Annotated in this window: 17 protein-coding genes and 1 tRNA gene; 6 read left to right on the plus strand and 12 right to left on the minus strand. The window is 70.8% G+C overall.

The features are described 5' to 3' along the window. The first annotated feature begins 410 nt into the window (after positions 1-410). Entirely contained in the window at positions 411-1,700 is a 1,290-nt protein-coding gene (locus Q7F20_RS08520) for a nicotinate phosphoribosyltransferase (protein WP_305739683.1), read from the plus strand. 9 nt (positions 1,701-1,709) lie between these two features. On the opposite strand, the gene Q7F20_RS08525 is transcribed toward Q7F20_RS08520, so the two are convergent. The 3 genes from Q7F20_RS08525 to Q7F20_RS08535 all read right to left on the minus strand — a co-directional run bounded on the left by Q7F20_RS08525 (position 1,710) and on the right by Q7F20_RS08535 (position 4,960). Continuing rightward, the gene (locus Q7F20_RS08525; protein WP_092384164.1) at positions 1,710-1,970 is read right to left on the minus strand and encodes a DUF3039 domain-containing protein; all 261 of its coding nucleotides are present in this window, start codon (positions 1,968-1,970) and stop codon (positions 1,710-1,712) included. A 144-nt stretch (positions 1,971-2,114) separates the two neighbouring features. Next, complete coding sequence (locus Q7F20_RS08530) at positions 2,115-3,686, minus strand: ABC transporter permease (RefSeq protein WP_305739684.1); 1,572 nt, start codon at positions 3,684-3,686, stop codon at positions 2,115-2,117. Beyond that, positions 3,662-4,960: an ABC transporter ATP-binding protein gene (locus Q7F20_RS08535; protein ID WP_305739685.1), complete on the minus strand. Its 1,299-nt coding sequence runs from the start codon at positions 4,958-4,960 to the stop codon at positions 3,662-3,664. The genes Q7F20_RS08530 and Q7F20_RS08535 overlap by 25 nt, the downstream gene beginning before the upstream one ends. Positions 4,961-5,281: 321 nt before the next feature. On the opposite strand from Q7F20_RS08535, the gene Q7F20_RS08540 reads away from it, so the two are divergent. From Q7F20_RS08540 to Q7F20_RS08555, 4 genes are all read left to right on the plus strand, one after another. After that, the gene (locus Q7F20_RS08540; RefSeq protein WP_022907220.1) at positions 5,282-5,977 is read left to right on the plus strand and encodes an NTP transferase domain-containing protein; all 696 of its coding nucleotides are present in this window, start codon (positions 5,282-5,284) and stop codon (positions 5,975-5,977) included. Between the two features lie 44 nt (positions 5,978-6,021). After that, a complete protein-coding gene (locus tag Q7F20_RS08545; protein WP_370871643.1) occupies positions 6,022-6,846 on the plus strand; it encodes an ABC transporter permease in 825 nt (274 codons plus the stop codon). Continuing rightward, a complete protein-coding gene (locus Q7F20_RS08550; RefSeq protein ID WP_305739686.1) occupies positions 6,846-7,616 on the plus strand; it encodes an ABC transporter ATP-binding protein in 771 nt (256 codons plus the stop codon). The genes Q7F20_RS08545 and Q7F20_RS08550 overlap by 1 nt, the downstream gene beginning before the upstream one ends. 109 nt (positions 7,617-7,725) lie before the next feature. Beyond that, on the plus strand, positions 7,726-8,028 hold the full coding sequence (locus tag Q7F20_RS08555; RefSeq protein ID WP_305739687.1) for a hypothetical protein: 303 nt from the start codon (positions 7,726-7,728) through the stop codon (positions 8,026-8,028). Positions 8,029-8,074: 46 nt separating this feature from the next. Here the strand turns inward: Q7F20_RS08555 and Q7F20_RS08560 are convergent, their stop codons facing one another. From Q7F20_RS08560 to Q7F20_RS08580, 5 genes are all read right to left on the minus strand, one after another. Then, positions 8,075-9,307 (minus strand): CDP-glycerol glycerophosphotransferase family protein, encoded by a 1,233-nt coding sequence (locus Q7F20_RS08560; RefSeq protein ID WP_305739688.1) that lies wholly within the window; start codon positions 9,305-9,307, stop codon positions 8,075-8,077. Positions 9,308-9,367: 60 nt separating this feature from the next. Continuing rightward, entirely contained in the window at positions 9,368-10,276 is a 909-nt protein-coding gene (locus Q7F20_RS08565) for a glycosyltransferase family 2 protein (RefSeq protein ID WP_305739689.1), read from the minus strand. Beyond that, positions 10,273-11,091, minus strand: a complete 819-nt coding sequence (locus tag Q7F20_RS08570) for a CDP-alcohol phosphatidyltransferase family protein (RefSeq protein WP_305739690.1) — start codon at positions 11,089-11,091, stop codon at positions 10,273-10,275. Before Q7F20_RS08570 ends, Q7F20_RS08565 begins: the two co-directional genes overlap by 4 nt. 9 nt (positions 11,092-11,100) lie before the next feature. Then, entirely contained in the window at positions 11,101-12,144 is a 1,044-nt protein-coding gene (locus tag Q7F20_RS08575; RefSeq protein WP_305739691.1) for a glycosyltransferase family 2 protein, read from the minus strand. 169 nt (positions 12,145-12,313) lie between these two features. Continuing rightward, entirely contained in the window at positions 12,314-14,359 is a 2,046-nt protein-coding gene (locus Q7F20_RS08580) for a S1C family serine protease (RefSeq protein WP_305739692.1), read from the minus strand. A gap of 192 nt (positions 14,360-14,551) precedes the next feature. On the opposite strand from Q7F20_RS08580, the gene Q7F20_RS08585 reads away from it, so the two are divergent. Next, positions 14,552-15,754 carry an aminotransferase class I/II-fold pyridoxal phosphate-dependent enzyme gene (locus tag Q7F20_RS08585; protein WP_305739693.1) on the plus strand — a complete coding sequence of 401 codons (1,203 nt, stop codon included), beginning with the start codon at positions 14,552-14,554 and terminating at the stop codon, positions 15,752-15,754. A 673-nt stretch (positions 15,755-16,427) separates the two neighbouring features. Here Q7F20_RS08585 and Q7F20_RS08590 read toward each other — a convergent pair. From Q7F20_RS08590 to Q7F20_RS08605, 4 genes are all read right to left on the minus strand, one after another. After that, the gene (locus Q7F20_RS08590; RefSeq protein WP_305739694.1) at positions 16,428-17,243 is read right to left on the minus strand and encodes a carbon-nitrogen hydrolase family protein; all 816 of its coding nucleotides are present in this window, start codon (positions 17,241-17,243) and stop codon (positions 16,428-16,430) included. A 174-nt stretch (positions 17,244-17,417) separates the two neighbouring features. Next, positions 17,418-17,494: transfer RNA gene (locus Q7F20_RS08595), tRNA-Met, on the minus strand. A 64-nt stretch (positions 17,495-17,558) separates the two neighbouring features. Beyond that, complete coding sequence (locus Q7F20_RS08600) at positions 17,559-20,564, minus strand: UPF0182 family protein (protein WP_305739695.1); 3,006 nt, start codon at positions 20,562-20,564, stop codon at positions 17,559-17,561. A gap of 240 nt (positions 20,565-20,804) precedes the next feature. Beyond that, a complete protein-coding gene (locus Q7F20_RS08605; protein WP_305739696.1) occupies positions 20,805-21,914 on the minus strand; it encodes a PDZ domain-containing protein in 1,110 nt (369 codons plus the stop codon). Positions 21,915-21,980: the final 66 nt, after the last annotated feature.

The raw sequence follows: 21,980 nt of genomic DNA on the forward strand, positions 1-21,980 counted from the left end.
CCCCGCGAGCGGGCGAAATCCGCACCGCTCCCCGCGCCGACACGACGGATACCGCCCGCTCGCGGCCCCGCGCACCCGTCCAGGAGGCGCGACCCCGACCCCCCAGGCCGCCCCGCGCCTCCAGGCAGACACCCCACCGCCCCGCGAGCGGGCGAAATCCGCACCGCTCGCGGTGTCGCGACGACAGAAAGCGCCCGTTCGCGCCGCGCGCGCCGGCCGGCCCCCGTGAGCGGGCGGAATCGGCACCGTTCGCGGCACCCACACGACGGGATCCGCCCGCTCGGGGAAGCGTGCCGCCCCGGCAGGCCTCCAACGCCCCCGCCCCGCCCCGGCACGTCCCAACGCCCCGGCCCGGCCCGGCCCGGCCCGCAACCGTGCCTCCGAGCCCGCGCGACACTAGTGTCGGAAGGGTGACCAGCGCCCTCCTCACGGACCAGTACGAACTCACCATGGTCGACGCGGCCCTCAAGGACGGCACGGCCGACCGCCGGTGCGTCTTCGAGGTCTTCGCCCGCCGACTGCCGGACGGCCGCAGGTACGGGGTCGCCGCGGGCCTCGGCCGGTTCCTCACGGCCCTGGCCGACTTCCGGTTCGGCGACGAGGAGATCGGCTTCCTCCGCGACCGCGGGGTCATCGACGCCGGGACGGCCTCCTACCTCGCCGACTACCGGTTCACCGGCGACGTCCGCGCCTACCGCGAGGGCGAGGTGTTCTTCCCGAACTCCCCCGTCCTCCAGATCGAGGGCACCTTCGCCGAGGCCGTCGTGCTGGAGACCCTCGCACTGAGCATCTTCAACGCCGACAGTGCGATCGCCGGAGCCGCCGCACGCATGGTCTCCGCGGCCGACGGTCGCCCGCTCGCCGAGATGGGCTCCCGGCGAACCGGTGAGTGGAACGCCGTCGCCGCTGCCCGTGCCGCGTACATCGCTGGCTTCGGCGCGACGAGCAACCTCGAGGCGGGTCGCACGTGGGGCATCCCGACGATGGGCACCGCGGCGCACGCGTTCACGCTGCTGCACGACTCCGAGGAAGCGGCGTTCCGGTCGCAGCTCGACGCCCTGGGCAACGGCACGACCCTGCTCGTCGACACCTACGACATCGAGGCCGCCGTGGACACCGCGGTCCGGCTCACCGACGGCAAGCTCGGCGCGGTCCGCATCGACAGCGGTGACCTGCCGTCCGTCGTGGCCTCGGTGCGCGCGCAGCTCGACCGGCTCGGGGCCACCGGGACGAAGATCACGGTCACGAACGACCTCGACGAGTACACGATCGCGGCGCTGCGAGCCGCGCCGGTGGACTCCTACGGCGTCGGCACGTCGGTGGTGTCCGGCTCCGGGCACCCCGCAGCGGGCATGGTCTTCAAGCTCGTCGCCCACCGGGACGACGCCGACGAGTCCTGGGTGCCCGTCGCGAAGAAGTCGGCCGACAAGGCCTCCACCGGGGGCCGCAAGGAGGCCGGCCGTCGGCTCCGGAACGGCATCGCGACCGCCGAGGTCGTGCTCACCCAGGGCGCGGTCGGACCCGACGAGCGGCCGCTGCTGGTCCCGGTCGTCGAGCACGGTGAGACCGATCCGGCGTTCCTCGGCGTGCAGGGGGTCGAGGCCGCCCGCAAGCACCACAAGATGGCGAAGGCCGAGCTGCCCGCCGACGCATCCCGCATCGGTCGGGGCGACCCGGCCGTCCCCACGCTCGTCATCTGAGCGTCGGCGCTACTCCGCCTTCATCTTCTCGTAGATGGCCTTGCAGTCCGGGCAGACCGGGAACTTCTCGGGGTCGCGTCCGGGGATCCACTTCTTCCCGCACAGCGCCTTGACCGGCTTGCCGGTCAGGGCCGACTGCAGGATCTTGTCCTTCTTGACGTAGTGCGAGAAACGCTCGTGGTCGCCGGGCTCGATCGCCTCTTCCTCGAGGAGCTTCTCGAGCTCGCGGTCCATCACGTCGAGGCCGCCACCGGGTTCCGTCATGCTCATGCCTCCAGGGTACGACGACCGGGCGCGCGCCGCGACGGTCCGCGACGCGCAGATCCAGGGCCGACCCGTGACGGACGGGAGGCGCGGTGCGGGGCCGACCCGCGCCTCCCGTCCGTCAGGTGGTCACCCGGGAGGCGACCCGGCTCAGTTGCGCTGCGCTGCGGCCAGCAGGTCCGGCCCGTGGCGGTCGAAGAGGCGACCGCCGATCGCGACGCCCGCGGCCAGGACGACCACACCGACCAGGACCCCGACGACGAGGGTCAGGAGCCGCCACGGCTCCGGGCCGTCGACGAACGCGAGCACCGTCAGCCACGCCGCGGGGACGGAGCAGAGCAGGATCCCGACCACCATCGAGGACTGCGCGACCGAGGCGAGCACGCCGGCGGCCTGGGGCTGCTGGAACGGGTGGTCACCCGGTCGGACCGTCGGGTACGGCAGCAGGACGGACACGACGCTGGACAGTCCGAGACCGGACAGGAGCGCACTCGTGCTCACGCCGATCAGCAGCGGGAACGCCGCCCGGTCGCCGAAGAGCCACGCCGAGACCCACGCGCCCGCGACGAGTGCGGGGATGCCCACGGTGAGCACGGGCACGAGTCGGCCGAGTCGGTCGCTCCAGCCCGGGGCTCCCGAGGCGACGTGCAGCCACACCGCGGTGTTGTCGTACGAGACGTCGTTGTGCGGCAGGAACCCGGCGATGAGCGCCATCAGCGGCAGCGGCACCAGGGCGGTCCAGTGCCACGGCACCCCCGCGACCCCGAGCGGGATGACGACGAGCGGGACGAACACGATGATGAGGTAGGACGCTCGGTAGCGCGGATCGCGCCCCCAGTAGGTGAGCGCCCGTGCCGCCACCGCCCCGACGGGCGTGGAGCCGAGCGTGTCGAACCAGCCGAGCCCGCGGTACCGACGCGTGCGCGCCCGACCGTCGACCGTCTCGAGCGCCCTGCCGACGACGGCCCACCAGGCCAGCCCGAGCAGCGCGACGACGACCACGGCGATGACCAGCTTGAGGATCCCCTCGCCGACACGGCCGCTCGCGACGTCGGCGGGGACGGCCCAGGCCGCGCCCCACGGCGTCCACCCGGCGAGGTCGGCGACGCGCTGCATCTCGGCGCCGGCGGGGTCGAGCCAGTCGACGCGGAGCAGGAGCGAGACGGCCGGGATCGCCAGCACGACGATGACCAGGGCGACCAGCCAGCCGGCGTCGCGCGACCGGTGCGGACCGATGACGGAGGCACCCACCGCGCTGCCGACGCGGATCAGCAGGGCACACGTGGCGATCGCGAGGAGTGCTGCGACGACGCCGAGGACACCGACGCCCGCACCGCGCATCCACGCGACGGACTGGGCGACGGCCACGACGGCGACCGCGACGACCGGGACCCCGACGAGCCCGGCGACGCCGAGCCCGACCGCCAGGTCGCGACGGCCGATGCCGAACACGGTGAAGCGCCGCGGGTCGAACTGGTCACCGCGCCCGACGACGAGCGGGACGACCGTGAACGCGAAGGCGATGAGCGTGCCGACCGGCACGATGACCGAGCGCGCGACCTCGGGGGCGACGTCACGGAGCCCGACGACCTCGATCGCGACGAGCACGGCGGCGACGAGCCCTGCGAGGCCGCCGAGCACGACGAGGACCGACCGCCGAGCGCTCCCGCGGACCTCGCCCGCGAGCAGGTCCGCCCTCAGCCGGAGAAGCTGTGCAACCATTCCATGCTCTCTGCCACGACGCGGCCGCCCGCGAGTTCGACGAACTTGTCCTCGAGGCTCTTCCGCCCGCGGACCTGGGCCATCGTGCCGGACGCGAGGACCTTGCCGCCGACGATGATGGCCACGGAGTCACACGTGCGCTGCACGAGCTCCATCGAGTGGCTGGAGAGCACCACCGTGCCGCCCCCGCGCGTGTAGCGACGGAGGATCTCGGTGATGGTCGCTGCGCTCACCGGGTCGACGGACTCGAACGGTTCGTCGAGCACGAGCACCCGGGGCGAGTGGATGAGCGTCGCCGCGAGGGCGATCTTCTTCGCCATGCCCACGGAGTAGTCGGCGACCTGCCGACCGAGTGCCTCGCCGAGCCCGAACGCCTCGGCCAGGTCGCTGCTGCGCTTCCGCGCGGTGGCGCCGTCGAGCCCGCGGAGGGTCGCCGAGTAGTACAGCAGCTGCGCGCCGGTGAGCCGGTCGAACAGCCGGAGCCGGTCCGGCAGGACGCCGAGGTCGCGCTTCGCGGCGGTCGGGTCGGCCCAGACGTCGTGGTCGAGGACGCTCACGCTGCCGGCGTCCGGGCGCAGGAGGCCGGTGACCATCGACAGGGTGGTCGTCTTGCCGGCGCCGTTCGGACCGACGACGCCGAAGATCGAGCCCTGGCGGATCTCGAGGTCGACCTGGTCGACGGCCAGGGTCTGGCCGTACCGCTTCACGAGGCCGTCGGCGCGGAGGACGACGGGCTGCTGGGGCTGCTTGACCGCGGCGGCGGGGCGCTTGGCGCCGCTCGGGCGCTTCTTCGCGGGCTTGGTCTCGGTCGCGGCTGCGGTGTCCGTCGGGGCCGCCGTGTCCTTGCGGTCGGGCACGTCCGCACCGTCGGTCGCGTCGGTCTCGTCGCGTGGGCCGGGAGGCACGGTGCCGGTCGTCCCCGCCGCCTGCGTCGGACGGCTGGCACGTCCCTTGCCGCCGCGCCCCTTGGCAGGGCGGTGGCCGGTGGTCGTCGGCGCCACCGCCTGCGCGGCAGCCCGGTCGACGTCCGCCTCCGGCGTCTCGGTGGCCGTCGTGTCGTCGGTCATCGTGTCCTCAGCGGAGGCGTCGTGTGCATCCCCGTCCCCCATGTCGTCGTCAGCGGTGTCCCGCGCCCGGGCGGCGCCGTCGTCCTCGGTGGCCGCGTCGTCCTCGACATCGCCGTCCGCCTCGGTGTCGGCGTCCGCTTCCTCGGTCAGCCAGGCAGCGTCCGACGTCGCGTACACGTCGTCGTCATCCCCTGCTGCTGCGGCCACCGCCCCACCGTACCAACGCTCACCGGACAGCGGGGGACGCCCCGGGCACGGCGTTGTCGGATCCTCGGCCGTGTGTCACGAATTGAGCACGAAGCGTCGCAGGACGTACCCCGATCGCAGGTCGTTCCGTATCATTCACCGAGGCACGACGAAGTGTTCACCACTCGGAAACCTGCTCCGGCCGGTGCCCCGTGACGATCCTTCCCTGCGAATGCGCGCAGAGACAGCGGTCTTCCCGGGCAGATCGGACCTTCCAGGAGCACACTCGACGAGGCCCGCCCGTGCCCCAGGGCGCGCGGGCGGACACCAGAAGGGACCAGCATGACCACGCAGATCGTCATCCTCGCAGCGGGGATGGGCAGCCGCCTCGGGCGCAGCCTGCCGAAGCCGCTGACCGAACTGAGCGACGGCCGCACCATCATGCAGCAGCAGTTCGACAACATCCGCGCAGCGTTCGGTTCGAGCGCACGCGTCACGATCGTCGTCGGCTACAAGTCGGAGTACATCGTCGAGGCCTTCCCCGAGGCGAACTTCGTCTACAACGAGTCCTACGACTCCACGAACACCTCGAAGAGCCTGCTCCGCGCCCTCAAGGCGACGGGCAAGGGCGGCGTGCTCTGGATGAACGGCGACGTCGTCTTCGACCCCCGTGCCCTGGTGCGTGCGGCCGACATGATCGACGAGGACCGCTCGTTCGTCAGCGTCAACACCGACAAGGTCTCCGACGAAGAGGTCAAGTACACGGTCGACGCCGAGGGCTTCATCCACAAGCTGTCGAAGCAGGTCGTCGGTGGCCTGGGCGAGGCCGTGGGCATCAACTACGTCTCCTCGTCGGACAAGCAGGCACTCATCCGCCAGCTCGGCCGTGTCGACGACCAGGAGTACTTCGAGGGCGGCATCGAGGCTGCCATCGCCGAGGACGGGCTACTCTGGAGCCCGATCGACATCTCGGACCTCTACGCGGTCGAGATCGACTTCGCCGAGGACCTCGAGCGCGCGAACAACCTGTTCGCCTGAACCAGCGTCAAGACCCCCTCGGCGCTTCCGCCCGAAGGGAAACCGTGACCACAGCGAGTGCGCCGACCGCGCCCGCGGCTGCCGCACCAGCGGTGTCCCGGAGCGCCGGTCGGCGCTATCGTCATGCCCTCTGGTTGCTGACGATCCGAGACCTCCGCGTTCGCTACTCGACCTCGGCGCTCGGCTACTTCTGGTCGATCCTCGACCCGCTCGTCATGTCGGCGATCTACTGGTTCGTCTTCACGCAGGTCTTCCACCGAGGGTCGGTCGGCGAAGAGCCGTACATCGTGTTCCTGCTGTCGGCGCTGCTGCCGTGGATGTGGTTCACCGGTGCCGTCTCCGACTCCACGCGGGCGTTCATCAAGGAGACCAAGCTCATCCGGTCGACGACGATCCCCCGCAGCATCTGGGTCGCCCGGGTCACGGCGTCGAAGGGCATCGAGTTCCTCCTGAGCCTGCCGGTGCTCGCCGTGTTCGCGATCGCCACCGGAGCGCACTGGCACTGGGAGATCGCGCTCTACCCGCTCGCGATCGTCCTGCAGTGCGGGCTCGTGTACGGGCTCGGCCTGATCGTCGCGCCGCTCGTGGTCTTCTTCCGTGACCTCGAGCGTGCGGTCAAGCTCGTGCTCCGGTTCCTCTTCTACGCGTCGCCGATCATCTACGGCACGTCGGCGCTCCCCGACCGACTGCACGACCTCGCGGCGTTCAACCCGCTCAGCGGCATCTTCGGCATCTACCGCGCCGCGTTCTTCCCGTCGCAGCTGAACTGGTTCGAGGTCGGGGTCTCGGCGGTCGTGACCGTCGTCGTCCTCGCGATCGGGCTCGTCGTGTTCCGCCGCAGCGAGCACCGCGTGCTGAAGGAGCTGTGATGACCGCCACCGAGCAGACCGACCGCAGCACCACGGTCGCCCCCGTGATCTCCGTCCGCGACGCCGGCATCCGGTTCAAGCGGAACCGTCGGGCGAGCCGGAGCTTCAAGGACCTCTTCGCCGGGAGCAACCGCCGCAAGCGCGCGGACGAGTTCTGGGCACTCCGCGGTGTGTCGTTCGACGTCCGCCCGGGCGAGGCGATCGGGGTCGTCGGCCGCAACGGTCAGGGCAAGTCGACGCTGCTGAAGCTCGTGGCCCAGGTGATGCTCCCCGACGAGGGACGCGTCCACGTCGGCGCCGGGGTCGCACCGCTCATCGAGATCACCGGTGGCTTCGTCGGCGACCTCTCGGTCCGCGACAACGTCTACCTCACCGCAGGGCTGCACGGCATGTCCCGGGCGGAGATCCGCGACGCCTTCGACGAGATCATCGACTTCGCCGAGATCGGCGACTTCGTCGACACCCCGTACAAGCACCTGTCGAGCGGCATGAAGGTGCGCATCGCCTTCGCGGTCATCTCGCGCCTCGACGAGCCGGTGATCCTGGTCGACGAGGTCCTGGCCGTGGGCGACAAGGGATTCCGCGAGAAGTGCTACAAGCGGATCGAGGAGCTCCTCGCCGGTGGCCGCACGCTGTTCTTCGTCTCGCACAGCGACAAGGACCTCCGCCGCTTCTGCGAGCGCGGGCTGTACCTCGACAAGGGTCGCCTGCAGTTCGACGGCACGATCGAGGAAGCACTGCAGCGGTACTCGTCCGACTACGCAGCCTGACCGCCCGTCCCCGTCCACAACCTGGGTCCCCGCAGCCACTCTCCACAGCCGCCACTCCCCCGGGCGGAACCGGCCGCCGGACGTCGGACCCTCACCCTACGGTGACGGCATGCACCACCCGACACCGGCCTACCCCGTCCCGTTCGCGATCGACCGCTCCCAAGCCCCGCACCGCTACGACCTGCTGAACTCCGGCGACGAACCCGTCGACGGCATCACGCTCACCCACCTCGGCACCGGGTACTGTCCGCCGCTCGCCGTGCGCCGGCTCGAACCCGGACGCTCGCTCTCGATCGCCGTGTTCGGCGCCGGCACCGACGAGTCGGGCGTCGTCATCGTCCGCTGGTGTCGCCCCGACCGCTCCGAGTACCTGTGGCGGCTGTCCCTGGTCGGTGACGCCCGTGCGGCCTGATCGGCGTCGTCGCGCCGTCGCCGTCCCGCTGCTCCGGGGTGGTCGCTCAGCGTTCGCCGCGCGCCGCGGCGACCGTCCGCCAGCGGGCGAGCAGCTGTTCGACGGCCTCGTGCAGCCGCTTCGTCGCGGCACCCGGGGTCGTGTCGCCGAAGTACCGCTCGACCCAGTGCTGCAGCTTCGCGAGCTCGGCGGGGTCGTTCGCCGCTGCGTCGACCCGTGCGACGACGTCCTGCGCGTCCGACGCCGTCAACCAGTTGGCGTCGCTCAGGTACCCACGCTCGTCGACGTCCGCCTCGGCCGACACCGGCCGCGTCACGATGAGCGGCTTGCCCACGGCGAGCCGGTCGTAGATCATCGCGCTGATGTCCGTGATCGCCACGTCCGCTCCGGCGAGCTGCCATCCCAGCTCGGCACCGTCGTCGTACACGTGGTGCGCACTCGGGTCAGCAGCGTTGGCGGCGGCGATCGCCGCGACGATCCGTTCGTGCGCCGCCTTGTACGCGACGTCGAGCACACCGCTCCGGGGGTGCGGCCGGTAGACGAGCCGATGGTCCGGCGATGCGAGCACCCGCTCGGCGATCGTGGTGCCGTGGCTCGCGATCGACCCGTAGGCGGCCGCTGCCCGGTCGCCCTCCCACGTCGGCGCGTAGAGCACGACCGTGCGATCGTCGGCCGGGTACGGCGCGGCACCGGCGAAGTGGTCGGCCTGGGGGCGACCGATGGCGATCGTGCGCGTGTCGAGGTCGTAGTCCCAGAGCGCCTCCGACAACCGTCCACGAGCGGCGTCACCGGCGATCAAGGCGTAGTCGTACGCCTTGAACTGGTTCGTCGTCATGTACATCTTGTCGCTCTCGCCGTGGTTCACGAACACGTGCCACATCCGCCCGTACCGCATCATCTGGAAGTTGCGGGCGTTCTGGTTGACGTAGAAGACGATCTTCGGCGCCTGCTGCTCGACGAACTGCTCGAGGTCGACGACCTGGCGCGCGTAGACCACGGGAACCGGGGACTCGTCGAGCAGCGCGAGCATGGTGCCGGGGCTCCGCGCGATGATCGCGACCGTGTGGGTCGCCGCGAGTTCGGCCAGGGGGGCGTACCACTGCCGCACCTGGTACATGTTCACGGGGCCGTCGGCGAAGTAGACGGCGATCTCCACGCTGCCCGGAGCGAGGGCGGGCACGGACGGCAGTCTGCGTGCGAGTTCGCGACGGCTGCGTCGCGACCTGAGCAGTCGGCCGGCGAGCCGCAGGGCCGTGCGCGCGTCGCTGATGATCGGCATGGTCTCTCTTCCTGGGTCCGTGACGGGGACGTGGGCTGGGGACGGTTCGGTACGGGCGGGTCAGACGACGGGCGGACGGCCGGCGAGCGTCATGCGGCCGATCGTCAGCCACCCCATGACGTGCACGGGTCCGCAGTCGCTCCGCCAGCCCTCGCGGATGCCGCCGAACCAGGTCGCGAGTCGCTGCGGGTGTCGCCACCAGCGCGCGACCTGGATCGCCGCCCACGACCCGACGTACAGCGGTCGGAGCACCGCGGGCAGGTTGCGTCGTGCCAGCCAGACCCGGTTCCGGGCGTTCAGTCGGTAGTACTCGGTGTGGCGTGCCGGGTCGATCGCAGGATGGTGCGCGACGAGGTCCCCGGCGTACCACGTCCGGCGGCCGGCGTCCCACACCCGCCACGCGAGCTCGATGCCCTCGTGCGCGTAGAAGTACTCCGCTCCCCACCCGCCGGTCGCCCGGTACACGTCCACGGGCAGGACGACCGCGCCCTCCCAGACCGAGAACACCGGCGACGAGTGGTCCGGCTCACCCTTGCGGATCCGCGGGATCCACCGGGTCGGGTTCGCGGCGCCGGTGGGGTCGACGACCCGCGGCTGCACGAGCCCGAGCGACGGATCGCGCTCGAACAGCTGGATCGCGTCGCGCAGGAACGTCGTCGACGGCACCGAGGCGTCATCGTCGAGGAAGAACACGTAGTCGCCGTCGACGACCTCGGCTCCGGCGTTCCGTCCGGCGGGGATGCCGACGTTGTCGGGCAGGGCCAGCGCTCGGACGCCCTCGGGCAGGCCGGTCGGCTCCCAGCCGTTGCCGACGCACACCACGTCCAGGTCGACGTCCTGCTGCGCGAGCACGCTCTCGAGCCCACGACGCAGGTCGTCCGGGCGGGTCCCCTGCGACAGGCTCACCACGGCCACCCGGGGACGCTCGCGGTGCGGGACGACGTGACGGCTGCGCGTGCCCGGGGTCACCCGCGAACCCGTTTCGACGAGATGATCGCGACGAAGTGACCGAACGTGGCCAGCACCGCAAGCGGGAGCAGCCCGCCCACCAGGATCCGGTCGGCCAGCGGATGACCGATCACGAGGGCCAGCAGCGCGAAGACGAACGCGAGGATGCTCAACTCGACCGAGTGGTACAGGCGGTGGAAGGGCAGGAACCGCGCCGCCCGCCGCAGGGTGGCGAGCCGTCGTCCGGACGGAGCGGTGCCCGCGTCACGACGGTCGACGAGCTTGTCCAGCCCGGCGTTCGCCCGAGCGACGTGCACCATGTCGTTGAGCGCCTTGTTGAGCACGATCACGAGCCCCAGCGCGCAGCCGATGGTGGTCCACATCCAGTCCGCGCCGTGGATCGGCCACGTGGCGGCACGGACGCCGAGCGCGATCGGGATGAGTCCCTCGGTCGTGTAGTGCCCGACCTTGTCGAGGAACACCCCGGCGGGCGAGTGCGTCCCCCGCCACCGGGCGACCTCGCCGTCGCTGCAGTCGACGAGCATCTGCAGCTGCCCGAGCACGAGCGCGAGCGCGGCGCCCCAGATGCCCGGGATGAGCAGTGCGGCGGCGACGCTCCACCCGACGAGGATCATCAGGCCGGTCACCTGGTTCGCCGAGACGCGGGTCTTCAGCAGCACCCACGTCAGGTACGGCGAGACGTCCCGCAGGTACAGCGACGCCGTCCAGTGCTCGGCGTTCGCCCGCGAGCGGACCTCGTCCGGTTGGGCGACAGCACGGAGTTCGGCGATCGAGGAGGGCCGGGCGTTCCCGCGGCCGGTCGTGTCATCCGTCAAGAGGTCAGGTCACCGTCCCGTGTGCGTGGTCAGCTCGGACGTCCTGGTCAGGAAGCCGATGATGAAGCCGAGCCCCCACCCGACGTGGATGCACGGCAGCACCACCACGAGCCAGAGGAGCGTCGACAGCCCCGACCGCCGGGCGACCGCGACGGCCCCCAGCACGACGAAGACGATGTACACGGCGGGCACCACGAAGCCGAGCAGCGCCCACGCCGCCCCGGTCCCGAGTGCCGCGCCGACGATCCCGACGACGCCGGCGACGATGCCGAGCGCCATCGCGGCGACCATCGCCGGCGGGACGAAGTACCGCAGACCGTTGTTCGCGGGGAACCGGCGGGCGAGTTCCCCGCGCCACAGCCCCGTGGCGACGAACTGGCGCACCAGCCGCCGCAGGCTCGGCCGCGGTCGGTACGTGACGACGAGCTCCGGGGTGAACCACACCGTGCCGCCGGTCTGCCGGAGCCGCCGGTTGAGCTCCCAGTCCTGCCCGCGCTTGATGCCCTCGTCGAACAACCCGACCTCGAACAGGCGGTCACGGCGGAACACGCCGAGGTACGCGGTCTCTGCCGGTCCGGCCTGTCCGCCGACGTGGTGGGGCGTGCCGCCGAGCCCGACCCGGCTGCCGTACGCGAGCGCCACGGCACGTTCGAACGGGGTACGGCCCTCGGCGCGCATGATCCCGCCGACGTTGTCCGCGCCCGACTCCTGCAGCACCCGCACGGCGATCCGCGTGTAGTCGTCCGGCAGCACCGAGTGCGCGTCGACGCGGACCACGATCGGGTGCACCGACGCGCGGATCGCCACGTTCAGCCCCGCGGGCGTGGAACCGGCCGGGTTCTCGATCGCACGGATCCGCGGGTCGGCGGCGCTCATCTCGGCGACGAGCTCGTTCGTGCCGTCGATCGACGGGCCGAGGGCGAGGATGACCTCGAACGGACCCGAGTAGTCCTGTTCCAGCAGGCTCTGGACGGCGGCGCGGACCTCGGTGACCTCGTTGAGGACGGGCATCACGTACGAGACGCCCGGCAGGGGCTGTCCGTCTGTCTGCATCGGTACCTCGGGGTCCTCACCTGGGTGCACGGGACGCACCGCGGACGGTGCCGCCCCGCAAGAGCGACCCTGAGCCTATCAAGTCGCCACGGGTCGTCGAGGCGACCGACGGACAGACGGGAGGCACGGTGCCAGCTGGCACCGTGCCTCCCGTCCGTCGCTGGTCGCGTCAGCCCTTGTAGGTGCCGAGCGTGACGTCCGCCTCGCGCGTCTGGCCCCCGCGGATGAAGGTGATCGTGGTCTTCGCGCCACCGGCGAAGTACCGCACCTGCGCAGTGAGGTCGGTCGCGTCGGAGACCGTCGCCGAACCGATCTTCGTGACGACGTCGCCCTTCTGCAGGCCGGCGTCGGCCGCCGCGCCTCCGGACGACACCGACTTGATGAGGGCTCCCATCTGCGTGGCGTTCGCGTCCTCGGCGGCGTCACCCACGGTCGCACCGAGCAAGCCGTGCGTGGCGGAGCCGTTGTCCTTGATCTCGTTCGCGACGCGCTTGACGAGGTTCGACGGGATCGAGAAACCGACGCCGATGCTGCCGGACTGGGAGTCCGACGACGACGACGAGCTGCCGGCCGAGGCGATCGCGACGTTGATGCCGATCAGCCGGGCCTTGGAGTCGAGCAGTGCGCCACCGGAGTTCCCGGGGTTGATCGACGCGTCGGTCTGGATCACCGGCAGCGAGACCGTGCTGTTCGACGAGGAGTTGCTGCCGTTGTCGCCGTTGCCCCAGAAGTCGAACGGGCCGCCGCTCGAGCCGTTGCCGCCCTCGTTGGAGTCGCCGCCCTGGCTCGGGGCGCTCGACGTCACCTGGATGCTGCGGTTCAGGGTGGACACGATGCCGTCCGTCACCGTGTTCGACAGGCCCAGCGGGGCTCCGATCGCCACCGCGGTGTCGCCGACGTTGAGGTCGGACGAGTCCGCGAAGCTGATCGGCTTCATGTCGGTCGCGTCGATCTTGATGACCGCGAGGTCGACCGTCGGGTCCGTACCGACGAGCTTCGCGGGGTAGATCTTGCCGTCCGAGGTCGTCACGGTGATCGTGCCGTTGGAGCTGTCGCCGTCGAGGGTCACCACGTGGGTGTTCGTGACGATGTAGCCGTCCTTGCTGAAGACGACGCCGGAGCCGGTGCCGGCCTCGCTGCTCGACGAGACGTTGATCGTGACCACCGACGGGGTCGCCTGCGCGGCCACCGCGGTGACGACGGTGGCGTTGTTGTAGTCGTTGACCGTGAGGTTGCCGCCGCCCTGCGCGCTCGAGGACCCGATGACCGTGCCGCCGCCCTGTGCACCGGAGGCTGCGAGCCAGCCGGCGCCGCCGCCGACCAGCCCGGCGATCACGACTCCGGCGATGATCGGGAGGGCGAGCCGGCCGCGGCCGGTAGCGGTGCGGCGACCGGGAGCTGCTGCGGCGCCTGCCACGCCGGCAGGTCCGGCTGCTCCCGTTGCTCCGGTTTCGAAGTAGTGGCCGTTCCGCTGGTTCGAGCCGTCGACGTCGCCGAACGCACTCGTCGGGGCCTGAGCGGACGGGGCTGCGGCGTACTCGGAGGCGGACGCCGGGGCCGAGGTGGGCTGGGCGTACTCGCCGTAGCGGGGCTGCTGGCCGTACTGAGACTGCTGGCCGTACTGGCTCTGGCCGTGCTGCGACTGCTGGCCGTACTGGCTCTGGCCGTACTGCTGCTGGCCGTACTGGCCCTGGCCGGACTGCTGCTGGCCGTGGTTGCTGCCGTAGGGGGTGCCGTGCGCGCCGTACCCGGTCGGCGTCTGGCCGTGCTGGTTCTGGCCGTACTGGCTGGTCTGGTCGTACTGGCTGGTCTGGCCGTACTGGCTCGTCTGGCCGTACTGGCTGGTCTGGCCGTACTGGCTGGTCTGGCCGTACTGGCTGGTCTGGCCGTACTGGCTCGACTGGCCGTACTGGCTCGACTGGCCGTATGCGGTCGTCCGGCCGGCGTCGGTGTCGTGCTCGGACAGCGTCGGGTAGGGCGCCGTGTACCGGTCGGTCGGGTGGTCGTTCGACGCTGCGATCACGTCCGTGTGATCCGCCTGCCCGGACTGGTCCGCGTGACCGGTGTTCGGTCCGCTCGCCGCAGGAGCGTCGTCGCGGGACGCGTGGTCGATGTGCTCGGAGTCGTTCGGCGAGGCGTCCTCGGATGCGGCCTTCGCGGCCGCGTCGTCCGGACGGTTGTCGTCGCCCTGCCCGTTGGGCGTGGTGTCGGTCATGCTGGACGTGCTCCTTTCAAGCTCGTGCAGTCTGTCGCACCCACCTGAGCGGTGCTCCTGGTGACACTGCAAGCGACCTATGGCGATCTTATGCGTGGGCTGTGGAGCCGTTCCCGGGATGCCTGCGGCCCGGCCGCTAGGTTGGGGTCCGTTCAGCGCCGCGAGTACGGACGACACCACGGAGGGAACCACATGCGCCACGCAGGACCCTGGTTGCGAGCAGCAGAGGGAGCGATGCTCCTCGGCCCGGACGGCGTCCCCGCGCCGACGGTGTTCGCCGAGATGAGCGCGCTCGCGACGGCCTCGGGCGCGATCAACCTCGGCCAGGGCTTCCCGGACGAGGACGGTCCCGCCGAGGTCCTCGAAGCTGCTGTCGCCGCCATCCGCGACGGCGTCAACCAGTACCCGCCCGGACGTGGGACCGCTGACCTCCGGGCGGCCATCAGCGAGCACCAGGCTCGGTGGTACGGCCTCCAGGTCGACCCTGACAGGCAGGTACTGGTCACGGCCGGCGCGACCGAGGCCCTGGCGGCAACGCTCCTCGCTCTGGTGGAGCCGGGCGACGAGGTCATCACCTTCGAACCGTTCTACGACGCGTACGGCGCGCTCATCGGTCTCGCCGGTGGCACCCACGTCACGGTGCCGCTGCGGGCGCCCGACTTCCTCCCGGACGAGGACACCCTCCGCGCTGCGTTCTCGGACCGGACCCGTGCGGTGCTCGTGAACACGCCGCACAACCCCACCGGCCGCGTCCTCCCGACCGAGGTCCTCACCACGATCGTCGAGCTGGCCACGCAGTACGACGCGGTGATCGTCACGGACGAGGTCTACGAGCACCTCACGTTCGACGTGCCGCACGTCCCCATCGCCACCCTCCCCGGCGCCGCCGACCGCACCGTCACCATCTCGAGCGCTGGGAAGACCTTCAGTACGACCGGCTGGAAGATCGGGTGGCTCACGGCCGCTCCGGCCCTCGTCGATGCCATCACCACCGTGAAGCAGTTCCTGACGTTCGTGAACGGTGCCCCCTTCCAGCCAGCGGTGGCCGCCGGACTCCGGTTGCCGGACAGCATGTTCACGGGGATCGCCGCCGAGCTGTCCGCCAAGCACGACCTGCTCGCCGCGGGCCTCGGAGCGGCGGGCTTCGAGGTGCTGCGTCCGGACGGCGGGTACTTCGTCATCGCTGACACCGCCGCGCTCGGGTACGAGGACGCACGAGCGTTCTGCTTGCAGCTCCCCGAGCTCGCCGGCGTGGTGGGTGTCCCGGTGTCCGCGTTCGTCCGACCCGATCACGCCGACGGTTACCGGTCGCTCGTGCGGTTCGCCTTCTGCAAGCGGCGGTCGGTGCTCGAGGACGCTGCCTCGCGCCTCGCCGGACTCGCCCAGCTCGCCTGACGCCCCGCGGGCGGTGCCCGGGCCGTTCCGCCCGCTCGACACCGCCCGGCAGCCCGACCCGAGGCGAACGGACGGATCGGTGCGCGCTCGGGCCTCCAGCGCTGTGTACTTCGCCCGTTCGGCACGAGCGTCCGCGCAGCCCGGCGAGCGGGTGAAACAGGGCCCACCCGCGCCTTCTGGTCGGCATGTTCCGCCCACTCGTCACCAGCGTCACCGCCCGCGGACGCGAGCGGGCGAAACAGGGCCCACCCGCGCCTCCAGGCCGGCAGGTCCCGCCCGCTCGGTGCGAAGCCGCCTTCCTCAACCCGAGCGGGCGGAATCGGGTACGCGCCTACAACCAGGACCCCACATTCCGCCCGCTCGCCGCGCGACCGCACCCCACGCCGGCGCGAGCGGGCGGGATCGACACCGCTCGAGCCTTCGGGCCAGCACACTTCGCCCACTCGGCGCGAGGGCGCCCGACGCCGACGCGACCGAACCCCGCACCGGCGCGAGCGGGCGAATTCGGCACCGCTCGAGCCTCGAGCGCCACACATTCCGCCCACTCGGCGCGAGGGCGCTCGCCGACGCGAGCGGGCGGAATCGGCTCCGCCGCGCCGGCCGAGCTGCGCACTTCGCCCGCTCGACGGGGGCTCGCACCCGAACGACTCCGCGGGCACACCCGCGGCGCGGGTCAGTCGCGGGGCGTGACCTCGTAGCGGCGGAGAGCCAGCGACGGGTTCGTCCGGCGCACCGCGTCCGTCACGGCGGTGTCGATCCCCACGACGAGCATCCCGGGCACGGCCCCGGCAGCGGCGACCGCGATGCCGGACGGATCGAGGACCACCGAGCCACCGATGCCGATCGGCGGCGTCTGTCCCACCCCGACCACCCACACGGTGTTCTCGATGGCACGGGCGGTGAGCAGTGTCCGCCAGTGGTGCTCCTTGCCGGGGCCCCGCACCCACTCGGCGGGCAGGACCACGACGTCGGCCGCGCCGTGCTCCGGGGCGGCCAGGCGCCGGGTGACCTCGGGGAAGCGCAGGTCGTAGCAGGTCTCGAGGCCGACGCGCAGCCCGCCGAGCTCGAACACCGGCAGTTGCTCCGGATCGCCGGACTCGATGTGGTCCGACTCCTTCGAGCCGAACGCGTCGTAGAGGTGCACCTTCCGGTAGGTCGTGCCGATCGACCCGTCGGGCAGGACCGTGACGAGGGTGTTCCGGAAGCGGTCCGGCACGTCAGCCGCCTCGGCGATGCCGACGACGAGGGCGATGCCGACCTCGCGGGCGATGGCCTGCAGACCGCGGACGAAGGGCCCCTCGAGCGGCTCGGCAGCGGCCACGAACCGCTCGTCGATCTCGGCCGTGAAGTACGAGGTGTACTCCGGGGTCACGAGGAGGTCGGCGTGGCGGGCTGCGGCGTCGACGGCCGCGGCGCGGACGGTCTCGAGGTTCGCGACCGGGTCGTCCACGGGTGCGAACTGCGCGGCGGCGACGGTGAGGGTGGCCATCCGCCGAGCGTACCGGCCGAGCCGAGACTCGGCTCCGCGGACGTTCCTCGCGCGACGGGGGCACGAAACTGTCCGACCAGCCGAGGCTCGGGGCCGCGCCACTGCCGCACAGAGCAGCCCCCGGCACACGAAGAAGGCCCCGGTCCGATGGACCGGGGCCTCCTCTGTGACGCTTGGTTGCGGGGGCAGGATTTGAACCTACGACCTCTGGGTTATGAGCCCAGCGAGCTACCGAACTGCTCCACCCCGCGGCACGTTGAACAGCCTACACGGGGCCGTGGCGGGGCACAAATCGAGTGCCCCGCCACGGTGTGTCTAGTTCCCGTCCTCGGCCTCGGTGGCGGCCTGGATGGCGTCCTGCAGTCGCTGGTCGGCCTCGGCGGCGGCGACCAGGTCGTTCTCCGCGTAGGCGTCCTGGCGGTCCTGCAGCGCCTGCTTGGCGTCGTTCAGGGCCTTCTGCAGCGCGGCGTTGTCGACCGTGCCCGACCCGGACGAGGAACCGGCGTCCGAACCCGATGAACCGGAGTCCGAACCCGATGAATCGGAGTCCGAGGACCCCGAGCCGGCGTCCGACGATCCGGAACCCGAGTCGGAGCCGGACGAACCCGACGCTCCCGAGTCGCCAGCCGACGCACCGGAGTCGCCACCGAACAGGCTGTTGAGCGCCTCGTCGAGGGTGTCCTCGAACGCGATCTTGTCGCCGAACGCCACGAGCACCTTCTGCAGCAGCGGGTACGAGCCGCTGGACGTCGACTGCACGTACACGGGCTGCACGTAGAGGAAGCCGCCGCCGACCGGGAGCGTGAGCAGGTTGCCCTGCTTCACGGTCGAGTTCCCGCGTTTCAGGATGTTGAGCTCCTGGGAGACGGTCGAGTCACCGTTGAAGAGGCTCTGCACCTGACCGGGCCCGGGGATGTTGTCCGTCTTCGGCATCGTCAACAGCGTGAGCTTGCCGTAGCCGGACCCCTTCTTGCCCTTGCCCGCGCCTCCGGCGTCGGAGTCGACGGCGAGGTACCCGGTGAGCACGTTCCGGTTGTTCGCCCCGGCCGACTGCTGCGGGATGTAGGTGGTGTACAGCGTGTAGGCGGTCCCCTGCCCCGGCACCTTCATCGTGAGGTAGTACGGGTCCTGCAGGTTGCCCCTGGCCGTCGTCGTGGTGGTCGCCCCGAGCGCGTTCGTGCCCGAGTTGGTCGTGGTCGACGTGTCCGAGGTGTCCGAGTCGTTGGTGCCGGACGTCGGTTCCTGCGGCACGTTCCACGCGTCGTCACCCGAGTAGAACGAGTTCGCGTTGGTGACGTGGTAGGTGCCGAGGATCGACCGCTGCACCTTGAACAGGTCGGTCGGGTACCGCACGTGGTCGAGCAGCTCCGCACTCATGCTCGACACGGGCTTGGTCGCCGTCGGGAAGATCTTCTGCCAGGTCTTGAGCACCGGGTCCTTCGTGTCCCAGGCGTAGAGCGTCACCTTGCCCGTGTACGCGTCGACCGTGGCCTTCACCGAGTTCCGGATGTAGTTGACCTGGTCGGTCCGGTACGCCGAGCTCTCGGTGCCCGCGATCGTGTCCGAGAGGCTCTGGCTCTGCGAGTACGGGTACGCGTCGCTCGTCGTGTAGCCGTCGACGACCCACTGGATGCGGTGGTCGACGATCGCCGGGTACGCGTCGTTGTCGAGCGTCAGGTACGGCGCGACCTTCTGCACGCGGGTGATCGGGTCGCGGTCGTAGAGGATCTGCGAGTCCTGGTTGACCGCGTTCGACAGCAGGATCTGCTCCGACTGGAACTTCGCGGCGTAGACGAGCCGGTTGAAGAAGTTGCCGATGCTCGGGCCGCCGTCGCCGGCGTACGTCGTGGTGGCGTTGCCGCCGCTGTCGTCGTTCTCGTCCGAGCCGGACGGGTAGTCCAGCTCGACGTTCTTCGACCCCTTCGGCGCGCCGACGATGGAGTACGCCGGGGACGTCTCGCCGAAGTACACGCGCTGCTGGAAGTCACCGAGGGCGCCGTTCGACGGGATCCCCGACTCGAGGAACACCGGCTTGCCGTCGCTCGCACGCTGGTTGCCGTACGCCGCCGTCACGCCGTAGCCGTGCGTGTAGACGAACGCACGGTTGTACGGCGTGTTCGCCTGCGCACTGAGACCGTCGAGGTCGATGTCGCGCACCGCGATGACGGTGTCCTCGGTCTCGCCCTTGACGTCGTAGCGGTCGACGTCGAGCTCCTTCGGGAACTGGTAGTACTGCCGGTACTGCTGCAGCTGGCTGAAGGTGTCCGAGACGATCTTGGGGTCGATCAGGCGGATGTTCGCCGTCGTCTGGGCGTCCTGCGCGAGGGCGCCCGAGCTGGCCTCGGTCGTCGCGTCGTAGTTCTGCTCCTTGACGTCCGCGACACCGTAGGCGTCACGGGTCGCCTTGATGTTCCGCTCGATGTAGGCGGACTCGAACGTGCGCTCCGAGGGCTTCACCTGCAGACGCTGGACGATCCACGGGTAGATGCCGCCGATGACGATCGCAGCGACGAGCAGCAGCCCGGTACCGACGATCGAGATTCGCCAACGGCCGATGACGGCGGTGACGATGAAGAGGATGGCCACGATGGCAGCGATGCCGGCCATGATCTCGCGACCAGGGATGACGGCGTTCACCTCGGTGTACTGCGCACCGGTGATGAGCGAGTTCGACTTCGTCAGCGCGGCGTACTGGTCGAGCCAGAGGCTCACCGCCTGCAGGGCGACGTAGACCGCGGCCGTGATCGCGAGCTGGATGCGCGCGGCCTTCGAGATCCGGACCTCACGCCCGCCGAAGCGCATCGCGCCGTACAGGTAGCACGCGGCGAGCGCGGCCAGGCCGGCGATGAGCACCACGGCCGACGAGTACGCCACGATCGCACGCCAGAAGGGCAGCTCGAAGACGTAGAAGCCGATGTCCAGCCCGAACTGCGGGTCGGTCTTGCCGAACGGCGTCCGGTTGAAGTACTCGAGCACCATGCTCCACCGGCCGGCCGTCGACAGTCCGGCGAAGATGCCGAGCACGACCGGGATCCCGATCATGACGGCACGACGCAGCGGCTCGATGACCTGCTGGTAGCGGTCGAGCTGCGAGTTGAGCTTCGCGTACACCGGTCGGAACCGGAAGGCGATCGCGATGCTCGCGTACACCGGCACCGCCATCCCCAGGAACCCGGCGAGGAACATCAGCGTCCCGGCGACCCACCTGGTGGTCAGGACCTGCTGGAACCCGAGCTGCGCGAACCACGCGTAGTCGGTGTACAGGCTCGCGAAGATGAAGAAGGCGATCACCAGTGCGGCCAGCACGATGATCGTGACCACGATCGGGACCCGCGGCGAACGCCGCCCCGAGGTGGACGAGGTTGTCGTCACTTGATGTGCTCCAGACGTGTCGAACCGGCGGGCCCGGCGCGGCGGGCCGTCAGTGCAACGATCCTATGTGGCGCGAGCACCCGTGAAACTGTACGGAGACTCAGGAAGGTGGGTCGCGCCTCCTGGAACGCCGGTCCGGGAGGCACGGATCGCGACGGCCGCGCACGTCGCCCGAGCGCGTGGCCGGGTCTACGACGTGCAGCGCGCGAGCTTCGCGGTGCTCTTCCCGGAAGCGATCGTCTGCAGGTCGGTGACGGCCTGGTCGAGCGTGGCGACCTTGTAGACGTCCAGACCGTCCGGGACGTGGCCGACGACCTCGTCGCAGTTGGCGGCGGGGGCGAGGAAGACGGTCGCGCCGGCGTCCTTCGCGCCGTACAGCTTCTGCCGGATGCCGCCGATCGCGCCGACCTCACCGTCGGCGGTGATCGTGCCCGTCCCGGCGACGTGCTTCCCGCCGTTGAGCTTGCCCGGGGTGATCTCGTCGATGATCCCGAGGGCGAACATCATGCCGGCGGACGGGCCGCCGACGTCCTGGAGGGTGATCTTCACGTCGAACGGGAACTCGTAGCGCTCGGTGACGCCGACACCGATGAGGGCCGTCCCCTGCTCGCTCCGCGGCGTCAGCTCCACGGTCTTCTCGGCGCCGTCGCGTTCGACGACGACCTTCGCCGGGCTCGTGGTGCCGTGCTTCGCGACGAGCTCGCGGAGGGACGTCGCGTCGGCGTTGTCGGTGAGCGAGGTGCCGTCGAAGGACCGGATGACGTCGCCCTCCTCGATCACGCCGTCGGCCGCCGAGCCCTTCTGGACCGTGCCGACCTCGAGGTCGGTCGGGAGTTCGTAGCCCTGCTGGATGAGCGCTGCGGCCACGGCGGACTGCTGCGACTGCTGCATGTCGGCGGTGTCCTGCTGGTTGACCTGGTCGGTGGTGACGCCCTCGGGGTAGATCGCGGACGCCGGGATGACCGCTTCGGACCTGGTGAACAGCGCCCGGATGACGCTCGTCCAGGAGGGACGGTTCGTGGCGTCGCCCTGGATGCCGACGGTGAGCATGTCGAGCGCTCCGGCGGTCGGGTAGGTCGGGTGCCCGTCGACCTGGATGAGCTTGACCCGCTTCGCGTCCTTGCCGGTGCCCTGCTCCTGCGTGCCGATGGTGTTGTAGACCGGGCCGGGGACCTCGATGAGGTACGGGCTCGGCAGCAGGCTGGCGAGGAGGCCGAGGACGACCGCGCCGATCACGAACGCCCAGCCGACGGTCCGGGAACGGGGACGACGACGGGGCTCGGCGGCGAAGAGGGTCACGCAAACGTCCTTCCACGGGGGCTGTTCGCCCTCGGCGCAGCGGTTCGGGCGTTCCCACGGGGGCGT

Source organism: Curtobacterium sp. A7_M15, from assembly GCF_030705415.1.
In the GTDB taxonomy this organism is placed as follows: Bacteria; Actinomycetota; Actinomycetes; order Actinomycetales; family Microbacteriaceae; genus Curtobacterium.

Coding starts and splice junctions, on each gene's coding strand:
- Q7F20_RS08525 (WP_092384164.1), bottom strand. CDS start 1,970: ATGAGCATGACGGAACCCGGTGGCGGCCTCGACGTGATGGACCGCGAG.
- Q7F20_RS08530 (WP_305739684.1), bottom strand. CDS start 3,686: ATGGTTGCACAGCTTCTCCGGCTGAGGGCGGACCTGCTCGCGGGCGAG.
- Q7F20_RS08540 (WP_022907220.1), top strand. CDS start 5,282: ATGACCACGCAGATCGTCATCCTCGCAGCGGGGATGGGCAGCCGCCTC.
- Q7F20_RS08550 (WP_305739686.1), top strand. CDS start 6,846: ATGACCGCCACCGAGCAGACCGACCGCAGCACCACGGTCGCCCCCGTG.
- Q7F20_RS08555 (WP_305739687.1), top strand. CDS start 7,726: ATGCACCACCCGACACCGGCCTACCCCGTCCCGTTCGCGATCGACCGC.
- Q7F20_RS08560 (WP_305739688.1), bottom strand. CDS start 9,307: ATGCCGATCATCAGCGACGCGCGCACGGCCCTGCGGCTCGCCGGCCGA.
- Q7F20_RS08575 (WP_305739691.1), bottom strand. CDS start 12,144: ATGCAGACAGACGGACAGCCCCTGCCGGGCGTCTCGTACGTGATGCCC.
- Q7F20_RS08580 (WP_305739692.1), bottom strand. CDS start 14,359: ATGACCGACACCACGCCCAACGGGCAGGGCGACGACAACCGTCCGGAC.
- Q7F20_RS08585 (WP_305739693.1), top strand. CDS start 14,552: ATGCGCCACGCAGGACCCTGGTTGCGAGCAGCAGAGGGAGCGATGCTC.
- Q7F20_RS08590 (WP_305739694.1), bottom strand. CDS start 17,243: ATGGCCACCCTCACCGTCGCCGCCGCGCAGTTCGCACCCGTGGACGAC.